Genomic DNA, 18,207 nt, shown 5'->3' on the forward strand with positions numbered 1-18,207 from the left:
ACGTGGTCTTCTAAATGTTCGCCAGAAAGGCAGGACCATGGACGCATCATCCGTCGGTGCCGGGAATTCGGCGCTCTATCTTCAGCGGGCGCAGGCCGGTTTGCAGGCTCCGTTGACGGCCGCCAAGCAGGAAGAGAATGCCGCTTTGGTCATCGCCCAGGTTCTGACCCAGGGCGGACAATCGGCGCAGCAGGCGACCGCCGTGGCTGACGCCGCCGCGAAAAGCGGTGCGGTCGGCCAGGTTCTGGATATCTCGGTCTGACCTAAGGCCGCCGCGGCTCAGCCCGCCTTGGCATGATCGGCCGCGCCGTCGATGGCGCGGGCCAGATCGATGTCCTTTCGCGTCACGCCTCCCGCGTCATGGGTGGACAAGGTGACGTCGACCCTATTCCACACATTGAACCATTCGGGGTGATGATTCATCCGCTCGGCGACCAGGGCCACCCGCGTCATGAAGGCGAAGGCCTCGGTAAAGTCGCCGAAGCGCAGCGAACGGCGGATGGCGTCGCGCCCCTCCGCCTCGGTCCAGCCGTTCAATTTCGCCAGGGCCTGGATTCTCTCGTCCTTCGTCAGCTTGTTGCTCATCATGGGACCTCGCCGCAATAGCGCGGATGGGCGTGTCGCGGATGCGGCTCACCGGTGTAACAGAGAGTGGGGACCCCTGGTGCGGACCGCAAGGACGAGGTAGATTCTCTTTCCATGAGCAGAGTGATGCCCCACCACAGCACCCCACCCAGCATGGCTGACCTGGAAACCATCGCCCAGGCCGCCTTCGCCGATATTCCCGAGGAACTGCGCCGCTACGCCGCCGACGTGGTGATCCGCGTCGATGACTTCCCGGACGAGGATGTCGAGCGCGAGATGGACCTGGAAAGCCCGTTCGACCTGCTGGGTCTGTATCGTGGTTCCGCCATGGACATCCACGCTTTCGGCGGCGCGCCCGGCGATGTGGACATGATCTTCCTCTACCGTCGTCCCATTCTGGATTACTGGTGCGAGACCGGCGAGGACCTGTCCACCTTGATCAAGCACGTGCTGATCCACGAAATCGGCCACCATTTCGGCCTGTCCGACGACGACATGCAGCGCATCGAGGACGAAGCGTGAGCAAACGCAAATCTGTTGCCCATCCCGCCCCGCTGCCTGCCGCCGCCCTGTACCGGGTGTGCGATCCGGATCAGTTCGACTTCGCCACCACGGCCGATCTTCCCGACGAGCCGGATGGACCGGGGCCGGCGCTGGGGCAGGAGCGGGCGGTCGAGGCCATCCGCTTCGCCATCGGCATGCGCCATCGCGGCTTCAACCTGTTCGCCCTGGGCGAGGAGGGGACCGGGCGGCGCAACCTGATCCTCGGGCACCTGCGCGAGGCCGCCGCCGTCCGTCCGCCGTCGGACGACTGGGTCTATGTGGAGAATTTCGCGGAAGCCGCGCGACCAAAGGCGTTGCGCCTGCCGGCCGGCCGGGCTCGGGTGCTGGAACGCGGCATGGCCCATCTGGTGGAGGAGCTTGGCCACGCCCTGCCCGCCGCCTTCGAGGCCGAGGATTATCGGGCGCGGCGCCAGATGGTGGAGACCGAGGCCAAGCAGCAGCGCGAGGCGGCTTTCTCCGCCATCCAGGAGGACGCCGAGGCGCATGGCATCCTCATGGTCCGCACGCCGGGAGGGCTGGGTCTGGCGCCCTCCAAGGGTGACGAGGTGTTGCCGCCCGACGAGTTCAAGCAACTGCCCGACGAGGTCCAGAACCGCCTGCGGGCCGAAATGGAGCGATTGCAGGAGCGCCTGGAGACCGCCATCAAGCAGGTGCCGCGTTGGGATCGCGACATGCGGGCCCGGCTGCGCGAGCTGGAGCACGAGGCGGTCGGTCACGCTATCGCCCATCTGATGGACGATCTCAAGGGCGACTGGGCGGACCTGCCCGAGGTACTGGCCTATCTGGACGACGTGGCGGCCGACGTGGCGCTCAACGCCCAGGACTTCCTGCCCGAGAGCGAGGATTCCGAACGTCGCGACGGCCGCCCGCGTGGTCCCGACGGCCGTTTCCGCCGCTACCGGGTCAACGTGCTGGTCTGCCGCGAGGGCGAGACCGGCGCTCCGGTGGTGATGGAGACCTATCCCACCCAGCCCAACATCATCGGCCGGGTCGAGCATATCGCCCAGTACGGCACCCTGATCACCGATTTCAACCTGATCAAGGCGGGGTGCCTGCACCGGGCCAATGGCGGCTATCTGGTGATGGACGCCCTGAAGCTGCTGATGCATCCCTTCGCCTGGGAGGATCTGAAGCGCGCCCTGCGCGGCCGCGAAATCCGTATCGAGTCCCCCGGCCAGGCCATGGGGCTGATCAGCACCCTGTCGCTGGAGCCCCAGCCCATTCCGCTCGACCTCAAGGTGGTGCTGGTCGGTGACCCCATGCTGTATTACCTGCTCAGCCATAACGACCCGGAATTCGGCGAACTGTTCAAGGTCTCGGCCGATTTCGACTGGCGCATGGAACGGAGCCGGGACAACACTTCCCTGCTGGCCCGTTCGGTGGCGATCCTGGTCCGCAAGGAGGGGCTGCGGCCGCTCGATCGCGGCGCCGTGGCCCGTATCGTCGAGCACGCCTCGCGCGAGGTGGGCGATTCCACCCGGCTGTCCACCCACATGGCCAGTCTGGCCGATCTGGTGCGCGAGGCCGATTACTGGGCGGGAGAAGAGGGCGCCGCCGTGGTGGCGGCCGGGCATGTGGAACGGGCGGTGACCGCCTCGATCCGCCGCCTTGACCGGGTGCGCGACAACGTCCAGGAGGAGATGCTGGCCGGAACCGTCCACATCGCCACCAAGGGCGAGGTGGTGGGCCAGATCAACGGGCTGGCGGTGCTGGAACTGGGGCGTTTTTCCTTCGGGCGCCCCACGAGGGTGACGGCGCGGGTGCGCTTCGGCAAGGGCGACGTGGTGGACATCGAGCGCGAGGTCCTGCTGGGCGGCCCCCTGCACGGCAAGGGGGTGATGATCCTGTCGTCGTTCCTGGCGGCACGCTATGCCACCGAACTGCCGCTGGCCCTGTCGGCCACCCTGGTGTTCGAGCAATCCTATGGCGGTATCGAGGGCGATTCCGCCTCGTCCACCGAACTCTATGCCCTGCTGTCCGCCCTGTCCGATCTGCCCATCCGCCAGAGTCTGGCGGTCACCGGCTCCATCGACCAGTTCGGGCGTATCCAGGCCATCGGCGGGGTCAACGAGAAGATCGAGGGCTTCTTCGACCTGTGCCGCGCCCGGGGACTGGACGGCAGCCACGGCGTGCTGATACCCGCCGACAACGTGCCGCATCTGATGCTGCGCAAGGATGTGGTCGAGGCTGCCGCCGCCGGCCTGTTCTCCATCTATCCGGTGGAGACTGTGGACCAGGGTATGGCGCTGCTGACCGGGCATCCGGCCGGCGAGCGCGACGACGAGGGCAAGTTCCCGCCGGGCTCCGTCAACCGCCGGGTGGCGGCGCGGCTGGGCGCCTTCATGCGCCGGGCCGAGGATCTGGCGGTGCCGCGTCCCATCAACGGCATGGGGCGCAACGGAGCCGGCGGGTGATGCTGCGCCGGCTGCTGCTGCTCGCCGTCGTGCTGCTGGCGTCGTTCGACGCGGCGGCCAGCGAGCTGCGGGTGCTGACCCGGTCCTTCTACCTGTCGCCGGAATTGCTGCGCAAGTTCGAGCGCGAGACCGGGATCACCGTCTCCCTGACGGTGGTCGCCGACCACGATCAGGTGATCGATCGCCTGCGGGGCGCCAAGTCGGGCTTCGACATCGCCTTTTCCCCCGACTATCACGTGAGCGGACTGATCAAGGGCGGGCTGATCGAGCGGGTGCTGGCCGACCGCCTCAACGGCTTCTGGAACGTCGAGGACCCCTGGCGGTCGCGCTCGTTCGATCCGCGCAACGAGTACACCATCCCCCATCAATGGGGGACCACGGCATTCGCCGTGGATACCTCCATCCATCGCGGCGACATCGATTCGCTCCGTCTGCTGTTCGAACCACCGCCGGAGATCGACGGGCATATCGGCCTGCTGGACGAAGGCGACATGGTCCAGCTGGCGCTGATCTATCTGGGCGAGGCGCGCTGCACCGCCGACGAGGGCAAGCTGGAAAAGGCCGCCCGCCTGCTCGAGCCGCTGCTGGCCCGCAACCGGCTGGTGGCGACGGAACGGGTGACGGCGGCCCTGGCCGACCCCTCCATCGTGCTGGCGGTCACTTGGAACGGCGACGCCATGCGGGCCAGGGAAAAGCGTCCCAGTCTGGCCTATGCCTATCCGCGCGAGGGCAATCTGGTGTGGACCGATGTGGTGGTGGTGCCGCGCAATCCCCCCAACCGGGCCAATGCCATGAAGTTCCTGACCTTCATGCTGAAGCCCGAGAACGCGGCGCTGGATTCCAACTTCAACGGCTATGCCACCATGATTCGCGGCAGCGAGGGGTTTCTGATCCCCACGGTGCTGGCCGCGCCGGAAATGGTGGCCCCCTGGCCGGCCAAGGTCGGCTTCCTGCCGTCGTGCGGCGACGCTGTCCAGCATCGCCACGAAGCGGTCTGGGAAGAGGTCAAGACGCGGGCGAAGCGGCCCTCGGCCGGAAAGTGATCCCTTACCCCTGGTGATGCAGCGGGGTGCCCTGCGGCACCTTGATGCGCAGGCCCGGCGTGGGAATCTCGGCGATGAAACGGCCCTGCTGCAGGGCCGAGCGGCGTTGCAGCAGCCGGGCGTGGCTTCCCAGCAGGGCGGCGACGTCCAGGACGAACAAGACGATGCTGGCCCGCATGGCGAAATCGCCCAGCGGGGCCATCAGCGGAATGGCGAACAGCAGGGGCAGCAGGCCATAGAGGAAGGTGTCGCGCCAGCGCCGCGCGTAGACCACCGCCGAGGCCAGCGCCGCCACCGGCGAGACCAGCACCATGTCCACCTTGGCGCGCAGCACCACCTGGGCGGCCAGGGCGGCATAGGTGGGCGGCAATCCTTCGAAGCTGGCGATCAGTGCCAGCCCGTCATTGCTCGGCGTGAAGGTGGCGCGCAGGGCCTCCACCGGCCAGTGGGCACGGGGAATGACCGGGCGGATTTCCTTGTAGACGGCTCGGGAGAACTCGGAATCGGGTCGTAGAAGCTCGCTGACCATGAGGCGTGGAGCGATCCTGGATGTTGGCTATGGCGTACTCTGCCACGGCGACGGCATCGGGGCCAAGCGGCTTGGGATCTCAGCACTCCACCACGGCCGCGGCGAACACCCGGCGGGGAGGGAAAGTGACCGCGACCATGGTGCCCTGGCCGGGCCGGCTGCGGATGGTGACCGTGCCGCCGTGCATCTCCATGATCGCCGCCACCATGGGCAGACCGAGGCCGGTTCCCTCGTGGCGCCGGGCGATGCGGGCGTCCACCTGGACGAAGGGTTCGACGGCCTGGGCCATCTCCTCCTCGGTCATGCCGATGCCGGTATCGGAGACGCGAATCTCCAACCCGCCATCCGGGGTGGGGGCGGCGGAAATGGTCACCGTCCCGCCGAAGGGCGTGAACTTGACGGCGTTGGCCAGCAGGTTGATCAGCACCTGCCGGATGCGCCGCTCATCGGCCAGGATCTGCGGCAGGCCGGGGGGAAGCTCGACCCGCAGGTCCAGACCGGCGGCGGTGCCGCGCTCGCGCAAAAGGCGCAGCGTCGCCTCGATCATGGGGGCGACGTCCTGGGTCCGGTCGTCCAGTTCCATGCGTCCCGCCTCGATCTTGGCCAGATCCAGGATGTCGGTGATGATGCCCAGCAGATGACGGCCCGAGGCCGAAATATCGCCGGCATATTCCCGGTAGCGGTCGGGCATGGGGCCGAGAACCTGGGAATACATGGTTTCGGCGAAGCCGATGATGGCGTTGAGCGGGGTGCGCAGCTCATGGCTCATGCCGGCCAGGAATTCGCTCTTGGCGCGGCTGGCGCTTTCGGCCTGCTCCTTGGCGGCCAGCAACTGGGCCTCGGTCTGCTTGCGCCGTTCGATATCCTCGGTGACGCCGATCAGGTATTCGGTGCGCCCCTCGCGCCACAGGGCGGACAGGGTCAGATTGACCCAGACGGCCGAACCGTCCTTGCGGATGAAACGCTTCTCGAGGGCGAAGCTCTGCAGGTCGCCGCGGATCATGGCGGCGATTTCCGGGACGCCCAGGTCGCGATCCTCGGGATGGGTGACGTCCAGGGTCGGGCGACCGATCAGCTCCTCCGGCGTGTAGCCCAGCATGGCGGCGAAGCGGCGGTTGACCCGGATGAAGCGGCGGTCCGGGGTGGCGTGGCTCATGCCCACCGCGGCCTGCTCGAAGGTGGCGCGGAAACGGTCCTCGCTGTCCTTCAGCCAGACTTCGCGCTCGTTCAGCGCGTCGAGCATGGCGTCGAAGGTGGTGCCCATCTCGCCCACCTCGCCCAGGCCGCCGCCGGTCCGGGCGGCCATGTTGCCGGCCCGCACCCGGCGCATGGCGTCGGCGAGGCGCCCCAGGGGCAGGAACAGCAGCCGGCGGCTGGAGAACCACAGCAGCAGCACGGCCCCCGAGCCGGCCACGGCGAAGGCGATCACCGCCATGCGCAGGAATTCCCGCTCCGAGCCGCCCAGCTTCTCCACCGGTATGGTGACCGCGACGATGGCCTCCGGCGCCATGCGGCCCAGCGGGGCGATGCCGAACACCGAGGTCTCGCCGGTGATGGTGGTGGCGGTGAACGATCCGCCGGTTCCCCTGGCCGCCGCCTCCTTCAACTCGGGCACCGGGGTGACGGCCGGCGCCGATTCGGGCAGGGCCGGCACCCGGGCGAGCACGGTGCCGTCGGATTTCAGCACCAGCAGGCGCGCCCCCTCGGGCAGGATGGGCGGCGCCACCGCCTTGGCCAGGTGGTCCAGCGAGCGGGCGGTGACCACCACGCCCCTCGTCGTGCCCAGCCAGTCGAGGATGGGGTAGGCCATGGGCAGGGCGGCACGGCCGTCGTCGAGCAGCTCATAGGGGGCGACGGTGAAATTTCCGCTCTCGATGGCCCGGCGGATGTGGGGACCCTGGGTCAGCCAGGTGATGTCGCGGCCCAGGCCGATACTGCAGCGGGCATGCCCGGTGGAATCGGTACGGATGAAGCCCTCGTGCCCTTCGATGGCCAGCAGGAAGTGGCGGTAATGGCTGCCGCACTCGTCGTCTTCGGGATCGTTGGCCAGGGCGGCCAGGGCCTCGCGCGAGCTTTCCAGGCCGCGGTCGTGGATGGCGGCGGCCATGCGGGCCAGGGCTTCCACCTGGGTTCCCGCCGCCTGCAGCGACAAGGTGTCGGCCACGCGGGCGATGATGGCCAGGGTGCCGAGGAAGATGGCGGGGACAAGGCCGAGCATGACCACCTGGAACAGGTGGCCGCGCGCTCCCCCCAGCCAAGTCAGGGTCCGGCTGCCCCTGTCCGCCATTCGGCACTATCCCCCCAAGAAGATTGCCCGAGGCCGCAAGCTATCACACCGTGTGGTTAAACCAATACCGGCTATACGTCATTATTATTGGTGGATGCCGTTCCGGTTGAGGTCGCGCATGGCGGCGTCCAGCCCCTCCAGGGTCAGCGGGTGCATGCGGCCGCCCATCAGCTGCTCGATGATCTGGGTGGAGTGGGTCCATTGCCAGCGGGCCTGGGGGGCGGGATTGAGCCAGACGGCGCTGGGCCACTGGTCGAGCAGGCGGCGCATCCAGACATGGCCCGGCTCCTCGTTCCATTCCTCCACCGCGCCGCCCGGCGTGGTGATCTCGTAGGGGCTCATGGCGGCGTCGCCCACGAAGATCAGCTTGTAGTCGGACGGAAAGGTGTGGATGACGTCGAGCGTGTTGGTGACGTCCTGATGGCGGCGGCGGTTGTCCTTCCACAGCCCGGAATAGGGGCAGTTGTGGAAGTAGTAGTGCTCCAGGTGCTTGAACTCGGAGCGCACCGCCGAGAACAGCTCCTCGCAGGTGCGCACGTGCTCGTCCATGGAGCCGCCGATGTCGAGCAGCAGCAGCACCTTGACCTTGTTGTGGCGCTCGGGGACCATCTTCAAGTCGAGCCAGCCGCCGGCCCGCGCCGTGGAGGTGATGGTGCCGGGCAGGTCCAGTTCGGTGGCGGCGCCCTCGCGGGCGAAACGGCGCAGGCGGCGCAGCGCCATGCGGAAGTTGCGGGTGCCCAGCTCGATGCCGTCGTCCAGATTGCGGTAGGCCCGCTCGTCCCACACCTTGACGGCGCGGCGATGGCGGGATTCGTGCTGGCCGATGCGCACGCCCTCGGGATTGTAGCCATAGGCGCCGAAGGGCGAGGTGCCGGCGGTACCGATCCACTTGGAGCCGCCCTGATGGCGCTCCTTCTGCTCCTCCAGGCGTTTCTTAAGCGTCTCCATCAGCTTCTCGAAGCCGCCCGCCGACTGGATCTGCTCCATCTCCTCGGGCGTCAGGTGCTTTTCCGCCAGCTTGCGCAGCCATTCCTCGGGGATGGCGGCCTTCAGTGCGGCGGCCAACTCGTCACCGGCCCCTATGATGCCGTCGAACACCCGGCCGAAGACCCGGTCGAACTTGTCCAGGTGGCGCTCGTCCTTCACCAGGCAGGAGCGGGACAGGTAGTAGAAGGTGTCGACGTTCATCTCGGCCACGCCTTCGGCCAGCGCCTCCAGCAGGGTGAGGTACTCCTTCAGGGTGACCGGCACCTTGGCGTCGCGCAGCTCGAGGAACAGGTTGAGGAACATCAGCAGCCCTTGGCCCTGGTCCAGGCCGCGTAGCGCTGATCCTCGATCAGGATATGGCCCTTGAGCCACGACCACAGGAAATCCTTGAGGCGGGAATCCGCGGCGTCGAAGGCCTGCTCGCGGTACTGCCGCAGCATGGCCGCCACCTCGTCGGCGAAGGAATCATGCTGGGTGCGGTGGCCGTCGAGGCCGGGATAGCCGATGGCTTCCAGGTGGGCCTCCTCCCGGTCGAAATGGCCGGTGGTGTAATCGAGGACCGCGTTGAACAGCTCCATGAAGTCCGGGGCCGTCTGGTCCAGGTCGTTGATCATCTGAATCAGCTTCTTGTGGTCCTTGTCCAGGAGCGGGACGTCCACGCTCATGGCCTCGGTCCACTGGATGACGGTCATCAGCGTCCCTCCCGCCGGCTGAGGAAGGCCAGGCGCTCGAACAGGTGAACGTCCTGCTCGTTCTTGAGCAGGGCGCCGTGCAGCTTGGGGATCAGCGAGGCCTTGTCCTTGGCGCGCAGGTCCTCCGGGCTCAGGTCCTCGGACAGCAGCAGCTTGATCCAGTCCAGCAGTTCCGAGGTGGACGGCTTCTTCTTCAGCCCCGCCACCTCGCGGATGTCGAAGAAGGCGGTCAGCGCCTCGTGCAGCAGGGCCGGCTTGATGCCGGGATAGTGCACGGCGACGATCCGCTCCATGGTCTCGCGGTCGGGGAAGCGGATGTAGTGGAAGAAGCAGCGGCGCAGGAAGGCGTCGGGCAGCTCCTTCTCGTTGTTCGACGTGATGATCACCATGGGCCGCCGCACCGCCTTGACCACCTGCTTGGTCTCGTAGACATGGAACTCCATGCGGTCGAGTTCCAGCAGCAGGTCGTTGGGAAATTCGATGTCGGCCTTGTCGATCTCGTCGATCAGCAGCACCGGCGGCGTGGGGGCCTCGAACGCCTCCCACAGCTTGCCCTTGACGATGTAGTTGGAGATGTCGTGGACGCGGGAATCGCCCAATTGCGAATCCCGGAGGCGCGCCACCGCATCGTATTCGTACAGGCCCTGCTGCGCCTTGGTGGTGGACTTGACGTGCCATTGCAGCAGCGGGCGGCCCAGCGACTTGGCCACCTCGGCGGCCAGCACGGTCTTGCCGGTGCCCGGCTCGCCCTTGATCAGCAGCGGGCGCTCGAGCTTAAGCGCCGCATTGACGGCGACCAGCAGATCCTCGGTCGCCACATAGCTATCGGTACCCTTGAACGACATCGGCTCACTCCTTACTCGATGAGAAAGGTAGGAGCCCGCGGCAATTCGGTCAAGCAATGCCGATTTAAAATGGGCAAAGAAAAAGCCCCGGCCTTGGGAGGGAGGCCGGGGCTCGTGTCCGTCGTCGCAAATGTCCGGAAGCAGCGGGATGGGGGGGAGAGCCCCGGACATCATCAAGCGGCGGCGGTCTTTTCGATCCAGGTCCGGACGAGGTGGGAGGAACCTCGCCGGGCCTTAAGTCGGATCGAATTAGGCGGCAACCTTGGTCAGCGCGGCGAAACGGGCCTGGATCGGCTCGACCGCGGCGGTGAGCGCAGTGGTCGACAGCTCGGCCAGCTTGCGGCCGTCGGCGATGGCGCCCTCGATGGCCTCGCGGGCCAGCTTGCCCTGCAGGTCGGCCAGCTCGGCCGGGCTCTTGACGGAGAACAGCGCCTTGACGGCGGCGTCGGCCTTCTTGACGTTCTCGGCGATCAGGGCCTGCTGGGCCTTGGCGATCTCTTCGAAAGCCTTGACGGTGGCGGCGCCCGACTTGGCGAAAGCGTCGGCGTTTTCCTTGCCCAGGGCGACGAACTTCTCGAAACCGTCGATCTTGATGGTCATGTGCGTATTCCTTATCAGAGGTGGGCGCGTTGTGCGCTGCAACATGACGTCAATCTAACAGAGCCTCGCTGCAGTGCAACATATTTTTTGCACTGCAACATAACTGTCGCGCATGGGTGGGGACGCAAAAAAGCAAACACCCCCGGAAACCAGGGTTTCCGGGGGTGTCGGAGATTTCTCGCCGAGCCTTGTCGCGTGAAAGCCTCAGCGGGTGGCGGCCACGTCGCGCAGCACGTTCATCTCCATCTGGGCCTCGGTCAGGCGGAAGTTGACCGCGTCGCCGATGGAGACGATGCCGATCAGTTCGTCCTTTTCCAGCACGGGCAGATGGCGGATGCGGCGTTCGGTCATCACGCCCATGATGGTCTTGACGCTGTCGCCGGGGGAGCAGGTCACCACCGGGCTGGACATGACGTTGCGTACCGGCATTTCCAGGGCGGCCTTGCCGTACTGGGCCAGGCCCTTGACGATATCGCGCTCGGACAGCACGCCCTGCAGCTTGCCCTTGGCGTCGCAAACCACGGCGACGCCGACCTTCTTGTTGGTCAGCAGGGCGGCGGCATCGGCCACCGAATGCTCGGGACGGATGGTGAAAACGACGCTGCCCTTGGTCTTCAGAATGGATTCTACGGACATTGCTGGTCCCCCTTATGCCTTGAACTTTGCTTTTGCGGAGGGGTGACCGGTCCCAGACCCCTACCTTCGAATGATAGTAGTCTGGAACCGAAGCCGAAGAAATTCAAGCCGCCATCAGTGAGTATGTCCCAGACTCACGCCGCTGGCGGCCAACTGATCGGAGAGCGTCTGGCGCAGGTGCTTCAGCCCCTCGGCACTGGCCGCCTCGCAGCGGGCCACCAGCACCGCCTGGGTGTTGGAGGCGCGCAGCAGCCACCAGCCGTCCGGGGTGTCGACCCGCACGCCGTCGATGGCCGAGAAGGTGGCGCCTTCGGCCTCCAGCCGGGCCTTGACCTCGGCCACCACGGCGAACTTGCGTTCGTCCGGGCAGTCGAAGCGCAGTTCCGGGGTGTTGACCATGTGGGGCAGCTTGTCGCGGCGCTGGCCGATGGTCATGTGATCCCAGCGTGCCACGATGCCCAGCAGGCGGACGGCGGCGTAAAGGGCGTCGTCGAAGCCGTAATAGCGGTCGGCGAAGAAGATGTGGCCGCTCATCTCGCCGGCCAGCGGCGCGCCGGTCTCGGCCATTTGGGTTTTGATCAGCGAATGGCCGGTGCGGCCCATGAGGGCCGTGCCGCCCATGCGGCGCACCTCGTCGAAGAATACCTTGGACGCCTTGACATCGGCGATGATGGTGGCGCCGGGCAGGGTTTTCAGCAGATCCTCGGCCAGGATCACCAGGATCTGGTCGCCGTAGAGAATGCGGCCTTCCGCGTCCACCACGCCGATGCGGTCGCCGTCGCCGTCGAAGGCGATGCCGATATGGGCGGATTCGGTCAGCACCTTGTCTTGCAGGGCCGCCAGATTGTGGGGCTCGGTAGGGTCGGGGTGGTGATTGGGGAAGTGTCCGTCGATCTCGCCGAACAGCACGGTATGGGTGCCGGGCAGGCGCTTGATCAGGGCGTGCAGCACCTCGCCGGTGGCGCCGTTGCCGCAATCCCACACCACCCGCAGGTCGCGCAGCCCGTCATAATCGCCGGCCAGCCGCGAGACGTATTGCTCGAACACCGAATCCTCGACGACCTTGCCCTCGCCGCTGGCGAAGTCGCCGGCACTGGCGATGGTCCCCAATGACTGGATGTCGGGACCGAAGAACGGCTTGCCGGCCAGCACCATCTTGAAGCCGTTGTGGTTGGGCGGATTGTGGCTGCCGGTCACCATGATGCCGCCGTCGGCGTCCCGCACCTTGGCGGCGAAGTACAGCATGGGGGTGGGGCCGCGCCCGACGCGCCTGACGGTGCAGCCCGCCGCCGTCAGCCCACGGGTCAGCGCCTCGGCCATCTCGGGGCTGGACAGCCGGCCGTCCCAGCCCAGGCAGACCACATGGCCGCCATTGCGGCGCACGCGGGTGCCGAAGGCCCGGCCGATGGCTTCGGCATCGGCTGCGAACAACGTCTCGCCGATAATGCCGCGGATGTCGTATTCGCGCAGGATGGTGGGGTGGAAGGTATGGGGCATGTCAGGTAATCACCGTCGGTTCCTTGCGCCCGGTACGGGCTTCGATCTCGGCCAGATCGCGGGCGATCTTGATCAGGTCGGCAAGGGCGACCTGGGGATCAAGGTGGTGCTTGGACGCATCGGGCTCGTAGCGCTCGATGTAGACGCGGAGCGTGGCGCCCTCGGTGCCGGTGCCCGACAGGCGGAAGACCACGCGCGAGCCGTCCTCGAACACCACGCGGATGCCCTGCTTCTTCGACACCGAGCCGTCGACGGGATCGGTGTAGGCGAAGTCGTCGTTGAAGGCGACGGTATAGGCGCCGAGCTTCCGGCCCTTCAGCGACAGGCCGCGCAGATGCTCCATCAGCCCCTCGGCGGCGGCGCTGTCGATGCCTTCGTAATCGTGGCGGGAATAGACGTTGCGGCCGTATTCCTTCCAATGCGCGGTGACGATGTCGGCGACGCTCTGCCTGCGTACGGCAAGGACGTTCAGCCAGGCCAGCACCGCCCACAGCCCGTCCTTCTCGCGCACGTGGTCCGAACCGGTGCCGAAGCTTTCCTCGCCGCAGAAGGTGGCAAGCCCGGCGTCCAGCAGGGTGCCGAAGAACTTCCAGCCGGTGGGGGTCTCCCAGGCGGGAATGCCCAGTTTGGCGGCCACCCGGTCAGGCGCCGCGCTGGTGGGCATGGAGCGCGCGATGCCCTTCAGGCCCTTGGCATAGCCGGGGCACAGGGTGGCATTGGCGGCCAGTACCGCCAGGGAGTCGGACGGCGTCACATAAAAGTCGCGGCCGAGAATCATGTTGCGGTCGCCGTCGCCGTCCGAGGCCGCACCGAAATCGGGGGCGCCCGCGCCGGTCAGCGCCTCGACCAGATCATGGGCGTGCACCAGATTGGGGTCGGGATGGCCGTGGCCGAAATCCTCCAGCGGCACGCCGTTCATCACGGTGCCCTTGGGCGCGCCCAGGCGGCGCTCCAGGATTTCGGTGGCGTAGGGGCCGGTCACCGCGTGCATGGCGTCGAACTTCATGCGGAACCCGGCGGCGAAGGCTTTGCCGATGGCGCCGAAGTCGAACAGGCTTTCCATCAACTCGGCATAATCGGCGACGGGGTCGAAGACCTGCACCTCCATGCCGCCCAGGATGCGGGTGCCGAGCGTATCCAGGTCCACATCCGCCGCTTCGGCGATCTTGTAGGAGGCGATCACCCCCGTGCGGGCGTAGATGGCCTCGGTGATGGCCTCGGGGGCGGGGCCGCCGGCCGGGATATTGTACTTGATGCCGAAATCCTCGTCCGGGCCACCGGGATTGTGGCTGGCCGACAGGATGATGCCGCCGAAGGTCTGGTACTTGCGGATGACGGCCGACGCCGCCGGGGTGGACAGGATGCCGCCTTTGCCCACCATCACACGGGCGAAGCCGCTGGCGGCGGCCATCTTCAGGATGGTCTGGATGGCGGTGCGGTTGTGATAGCGGCCGTCGCCGCCCAGAACCAGGGTCTTGCCGGCGATGTCGCCGCCCGCTTCCCCTCCAATCGTGTCGAAGACCGCCTGGACGAAGTTCTCCAGGTAGTGTTCCTGCGCGAAGACCTTGACCTTCTTGCGCAGGCCCGAGGTGCCGGGCTTCTGGCCGGCGAAGGGGGTGGTGACGATCGTCTTCACTGCGGCCATGGCGCTGGGTTCCCTCCCGACATGTTCCCTGCGTTGATGGCCGATGGCGCAACGGGTGTCAATGGCCGGCGCGAGAGCGGAAAGAGAGATCGGCCTAACTGAAGCGATAAATTGCATTGCATTGCTATCGCCATGGCATAGGCTCTTGTCTTCTTCACAAGCGGAGGGAGAGCGATGGGCGGAGAGACGGCCGTGGATGGGTTCGAGCCCGAGGCACTGGCGGCGGCGGGATTGGTGATGGCGCCGGGCGACCTTCCCTATCCCGCCATGCCGACCCCGGCCTATCATCCGGTGGTGGCGGCCAACTGGCGGCTGGATCGGGCCTTCATTGTCGCCGCGCCCGGCTATTTCACCGGGCCGCGTCCCCTCGACTGGATGAATGCCCTGCTGGTCCGCGACGGACGGACCTGGATGAGTCTGGTTCCCGGCGAGATGGAAAGCCAGATGCCCCATCTGGCCGCCGCGCGGGGAACGGTGGTGGTGTGCGGCCTGGGCATGGGGGTGATGGCCTATGCCGTCTCGGCCCGTACCGCCGTGGAGCGGCTGGTGGTGGTGGAGAAGGACCCCGAGGTCGTCGCCATGTTCCACGAATTCGCCGGCTTCGAGGCTTGGCCGCAGCGGGCCAAGATCGAGATCGTCGAGGCCGACGCCCGCGAGGTGCGGGTCGACGGCGTGGATTTCCTCTATGCCGATATCTGGCCCTGTTACCGCATGGATTGCATGGTGCCCGACATGCAGGCCATCCAGGGCAACATCAAGGCGCCGCGCTGCGGTTATTGGGGCCAGGAACTGGACATGGTCGACCGGGCGCGGGCCAAGGGCGTGGCGTTCGAGGATTTCGGCGCCGCGCATGTGTGCGATTTCATCGCCGAGACCGGCCTGCCGCTGATCGGGCTGGAGGAGCCGCGCTATCCCGAACTGTGCCGGCGGGCGGCGGCCAATCCCGCCATCGGCGCCAAGCGGCGGCCGGTGGCGAGAGACTGAGGGCCAAAGAAAACCGCCTCTTTGAACCTTTCAAAGAGGCGGCAAGGGCAAGGCCCGCCGCGGCCTGTGCAGCGAAAGCCAAGCGCGAGCGCCCGGCGACTGAGGGCCAGATATTACGGCCGGCCGATGCTGGTGTAGGTGAAGCCCAGTTCGGCCATTTCCTCGGGAACGTAGACGTTGCGCAGGTCGACGATGGCCGGCTGGGCCAGCAGCGACTTGACCTTCTTGAGGTCCAGGGCGCGGAACTCGTTCCATTCGGTGATCAGGACCGCGCAATGGGCGCCCGGCATGGTGGCGTAGGCGTCCTTGCAGTACTCGACGCCCTCGGGAAGCAGCTTCTTCGCCTCTTCCATGCCCTCGGGGTCGAAGGCCTTGATGACGGCGCCCGCCTCGACCAGCGCGGCAACGATATCCAGCGACGGCGAATCGCGCATGTCGTCGGTATTGGGCTTGAAGGTCAGGCCCAGCACCGAGATGGTCTTGCCCTTCACCGAGCCGCCGCAGGCGGCGACCACGCGTTCGGCCATCTGCTTCTTGCGGGCGTCGTTGACGGCGACCACCGATTCGACGATGCGGAGCGGCGCGTCGAAATCGCGGGCGGTCTTGACCAGGGCCAGGGTGTCCTTGGGGAAGCACGAGCCGCCGTAGCCGGGGCCGGGGTGCAGGAACTTCTTGCCGATGCGGCCGTCCAGGCCGATGCCCTTGGCGACGTCGTGGACGTTGGCGCCCACCTTCTCGCACAGATCGGCGATCTCGTTGATGAAGGTGATCTTGGTGGCCAGGAAGGTGTTGCCGGCATACTTGATCAGCTCGGAGGTGCGCCGCGAGGTGAAGACGATGGGCGTTTCGATCAGGTAGAGCACCCGATAGAGCTGCTTCATCACCTTGCGGGCGGCATCGGACTCGGTGCCGATGACCACGCGGTCGGGGCGCATGAAGTCGTTGATGGCCGAGCCTTCGCGCAGGAATTCCGGGTTGGAGACCACATCGAACTGAGCGTCGGGGCGCCGCGCCCGGATGATGCGCTCCACCTCGTCGCCGGTGCCCACCGGCACGGTGGACTTGGTCACCACCACGGTGTAGCCGGTCATGGCGTCGGCGATTTCCTCGGCCGCCGCGTAGACGTAGGAGAGGTCGGCGTGGCCGTCGCCGCGCCGGGACGGCGTGCCCACCGCGATGAACACCGCGTCGGCATCCCTGACCGCCGACTTGAGGTCGGTGGTGAAGGCCAGCCGGCCGGCTTCCACGTTGGCGGCGACCATGTCGTCCAGGCCCGGCTCGTAGATGGGCATGATGTTCTGGTGCAGTTTCTCGATCTTGCCGGCGTCCTTGTCGACGCAGGTGACGTCGATGCCGAATTCCGAGAAACAGGTCCCCGACACCAGGCCCACATAGCCGGTGCCGATCATGGCGATGCGCATGGCGCTTTAGTCCTTAGCCGTGAAAGCGGGTGATCAGGTCGCGGGCGGCCTCGGCCATGTCCTCGCGGGCCAGGGCGAAGGCCAGATTGGCCTCCAGCCAGCCCACCTTGTCGCCGCAGTCGAAGCGGGTGCCCTCGAAGCGCAGGCCGTGGAAGGGGACCATGCCGATGGTCTGGCTGATGGCGTCGGTCAGCTGGATCTCGCCGCCGGCACCCTTCTCCTTTCTGTCCAGCACGTCGAACACCGCCGGATGCAGGATATAGCGGCCGATGATGGACAGCGTCGAGGGAGCGACCTCGGGATCGGGCTTTTCCACCAGGCCCTTGGCGCGGGCCAGACGGCCGTTGTCGTGTTCCACGTCCAGGATGCCGTAGCGCTTGGTGTGCTCGCGCGGCACGTCGGAGACGGCGACCACGTGGCCGCCCACCTCGGTGTGAACGGCGGCCATCTGCTTCAGGCAGGCGGTCTTGGACAGGATCAGATCGTCGGGCAGCAGCACGGCGAAGGGCTCGTCGGCCACCAGATCGCGGGCGCACCACACGGCATGGCCGAGGCCCAGGGGCTCGGACTGGCGGGTGTAGGAAATCTGGCCCGACTTGGGCATCCACGAGGTCACCGCCTCGACCAGATCGAACTTGCCGCGATCCTTGAGGATGCGTTCCAGCTCGGGATTGTGGTCGAAATGGTCCTCCAGCGCGTTCTTGCCGCGCCCGGTGACGAAGATGAAGTGCTCGCAACCGGCCGCGGCCGCCTCTTCCACCGCGTACTGGATCAGCGGCTTGTCCACCACCGGCAGCATTTCCTTGGGCATCGCCTTGGTGGCGGGCAGGAAGCGGGTGCCCATGCCACCCACGGGGAACACGGCCTTGCGGACTCGACGAGTCATCGATCACTCCTGAAGCTTTGTCTCGGCCGCCCGGCGCTTTATCGCGCCTCGTTACGGTCGCGGCATGTTTTGCCACGCCCGCGTGACGGACGCAACGGTTTGAGCGCGACTCTATCCCAGCAGGATGTCGCGGGCCTGATTGAGGCGGGTGGCGATCCAGGTGGAGCCGCCGGCATCCGGGTGGGCTGCACGCATCAGGCGACGATGGGCCTCGCGGATTTCATCGGGCGTGGCGCCGGGCTCAAGGCCCAGCACCTCGTAGGCCTGGGGGCGGGTCATGGCGGCGTCGGCGGGCGGAGAGGGCGGTGGCGCCTCGGCGGCGGCGCCTCGGCCGGTCATGCGGCGGATGGATTGCCAGAGCTGGTGCAGGCGCATGGCGCGGCCGATCCATGGCGACAGGCCGGCCAGGATGGCGAACAATCCGGCCAGCTTGCCGGTCACCACCAGTGCCACGCCGCCGATCACCAGGGCGGCGAGCCCGGCACCGATCAGTGCCTTCTTGGCTTTTTCGGGCGGCGCCTTGGACCACCAGCGCAACCCCCACCATAGGGCGAGCAGGGCGCCGACCGCCAGAAGCAGGCGCAGGGGCATG

At 67.0% G+C, this 18,207-nt stretch carries 18 protein-coding genes; 5 read left to right on the forward strand and 13 right to left on the reverse strand.

Translation table 11 applies throughout. The annotated features are described in order from the left end of the window. Nucleotides 1-37 precede the first annotated feature (37 nt). On the forward strand, nt 38-262 hold the full coding sequence (locus CP958_RS20045; RefSeq protein ID WP_096703957.1) for a hypothetical protein: 225 nt from the start codon (nt 38-40) through the stop codon (nt 260-262). A 17-nt stretch (nt 263-279) separates the two neighbouring features. On the opposite strand, the gene CP958_RS20050 is transcribed toward CP958_RS20045, so the two are convergent. Further along, nucleotides 280-585 carry a 4a-hydroxytetrahydrobiopterin dehydratase gene (locus CP958_RS20050; RefSeq protein ID WP_096704206.1) on the reverse strand — a complete coding sequence of 102 codons (306 nt, stop codon included), beginning with the start codon at nt 583-585 and terminating at the stop codon, nt 280-282. Between the two features lie 126 nt (nt 586-711). Here CP958_RS20050 and CP958_RS20055 point away from each other — a divergent pair, with 126 nt between their 5' ends. The 3 genes from CP958_RS20055 to CP958_RS20065 are packed head-to-tail and all read left to right on the forward strand — an operon-like array spanning nt 712 to nt 4,606. Continuing rightward, entirely contained in the window at nt 712-1,107 is a 396-nt protein-coding gene (locus CP958_RS20055; RefSeq protein WP_096703958.1) for a metallopeptidase family protein, read from the forward strand. Next, complete coding sequence (locus CP958_RS20060; protein ID WP_096703959.1) at nt 1,104-3,563, forward strand: AAA family ATPase; 2,460 nt, start codon at nt 1,104-1,106, stop codon at nt 3,561-3,563. Before CP958_RS20055 ends, CP958_RS20060 begins: the two co-directional genes overlap by 4 nt. Next, nucleotides 3,563-4,606 (forward strand): extracellular solute-binding protein, encoded by a 1,044-nt coding sequence (locus CP958_RS20065; protein WP_096703960.1) that lies wholly within the window; start codon nt 3,563-3,565, stop codon nt 4,604-4,606. The genes CP958_RS20060 and CP958_RS20065 overlap by 1 nt, the downstream gene beginning before the upstream one ends. A 4-nt stretch (nt 4,607-4,610) precedes the next feature. On the opposite strand, the gene CP958_RS20070 is transcribed toward CP958_RS20065, so the two are convergent. From CP958_RS20070 to CP958_RS20110, 9 genes are all read right to left on the reverse strand, one after another. Continuing rightward, nucleotides 4,611-5,135 carry a hypothetical protein gene (locus tag CP958_RS20070; RefSeq protein ID WP_096703961.1) on the reverse strand — a complete coding sequence of 175 codons (525 nt, stop codon included), beginning with the start codon at nt 5,133-5,135 and terminating at the stop codon, nt 4,611-4,613. A 79-nt stretch (nt 5,136-5,214) separates the two neighbouring features. Then, nucleotides 5,215-7,422: an ATP-binding protein gene (locus tag CP958_RS20075; protein ID WP_096703962.1), complete on the reverse strand. Its 2,208-nt coding sequence runs from the start codon at nt 7,420-7,422 to the stop codon at nt 5,215-5,217. 84 nt (nt 7,423-7,506) lie between these two features. Beyond that, a complete protein-coding gene (locus CP958_RS20080) occupies nt 7,507-8,712 on the reverse strand; it encodes a VWA domain-containing protein (protein WP_096703963.1) in 1,206 nt (401 codons plus the stop codon). Then, on the reverse strand, nt 8,712-9,101 hold the full coding sequence (locus CP958_RS20085) for a hemerythrin family protein (RefSeq protein WP_096703964.1): 390 nt from the start codon (nt 9,099-9,101) through the stop codon (nt 8,712-8,714). Before CP958_RS20085 ends, CP958_RS20080 begins: the two co-directional genes overlap by 1 nt. Continuing rightward, nucleotides 9,101-9,946, reverse strand: coding sequence for a MoxR family ATPase (locus tag CP958_RS20090; RefSeq protein WP_096703965.1), 846 nt, complete (start codon nt 9,944-9,946; stop codon nt 9,101-9,103). The genes CP958_RS20085 and CP958_RS20090 overlap by 1 nt, the downstream gene beginning before the upstream one ends. Nucleotides 9,947-10,195: 249 nt before the next feature. After that, complete coding sequence (locus CP958_RS20095) at nt 10,196-10,546, reverse strand: phasin family protein (protein WP_096703966.1); 351 nt, start codon at nt 10,544-10,546, stop codon at nt 10,196-10,198. A gap of 204 nt (nt 10,547-10,750) precedes the next feature. Next, nucleotides 10,751-11,182, reverse strand: coding sequence for a CBS domain-containing protein (locus CP958_RS20100; RefSeq protein ID WP_096703967.1), 432 nt, complete (start codon nt 11,180-11,182; stop codon nt 10,751-10,753). A gap of 114 nt (nt 11,183-11,296) precedes the next feature. Next, nucleotides 11,297-12,679 (reverse strand): phosphomannomutase/phosphoglucomutase, encoded by a 1,383-nt coding sequence (locus tag CP958_RS20105; RefSeq protein ID WP_096703968.1) that lies wholly within the window; start codon nt 12,677-12,679, stop codon nt 11,297-11,299. 1 nt (nt 12,680) lies between these two features. Then, on the reverse strand, nt 12,681-14,324 hold the full coding sequence (locus CP958_RS20110) for an alpha-D-glucose phosphate-specific phosphoglucomutase (RefSeq protein ID WP_096703969.1): 1,644 nt from the start codon (nt 14,322-14,324) through the stop codon (nt 12,681-12,683). A 174-nt stretch (nt 14,325-14,498) separates the two neighbouring features. Between CP958_RS20110 and CP958_RS20115 the strand changes: the two genes are divergently transcribed. Next, nucleotides 14,499-15,308 carry a hypothetical protein gene (locus CP958_RS20115; protein WP_096703970.1) on the forward strand — a complete coding sequence of 270 codons (810 nt, stop codon included), beginning with the start codon at nt 14,499-14,501 and terminating at the stop codon, nt 15,306-15,308. A gap of 113 nt (nt 15,309-15,421) precedes the next feature. Here the strand turns inward: CP958_RS20115 and CP958_RS20120 are convergent, their stop codons facing one another. The 3 genes from CP958_RS20120 to CP958_RS20130 all read right to left on the reverse strand — a co-directional run bounded on the left by CP958_RS20120 (nt 15,422) and on the right by CP958_RS20130 (nt 18,206). After that, complete coding sequence (locus CP958_RS20120) at nt 15,422-16,729, reverse strand: UDP-glucose/GDP-mannose dehydrogenase family protein (RefSeq protein WP_096703971.1); 1,308 nt, start codon at nt 16,727-16,729, stop codon at nt 15,422-15,424. A 13-nt stretch (nt 16,730-16,742) separates the two neighbouring features. Next, nucleotides 16,743-17,615, reverse strand: coding sequence for a UTP--glucose-1-phosphate uridylyltransferase GalU (gene galU / locus CP958_RS20125; protein ID WP_096703972.1), 873 nt, complete (start codon nt 17,613-17,615; stop codon nt 16,743-16,745). Nucleotides 17,616-17,726: 111 nt separating this feature from the next. After that, complete coding sequence (locus CP958_RS20130) at nt 17,727-18,206, reverse strand: DnaJ domain-containing protein (RefSeq protein WP_096703973.1); 480 nt, start codon at nt 18,204-18,206, stop codon at nt 17,727-17,729. Between the last annotated feature and the right edge of the window lies 1 nt (nt 18,207).

This window comes from Magnetospirillum sp. 15-1 (assembly GCF_900184795.1).
In the GTDB taxonomy this organism is placed as follows: Bacteria; Pseudomonadota; Alphaproteobacteria; order Rhodospirillales; family Magnetospirillaceae; genus Phaeospirillum.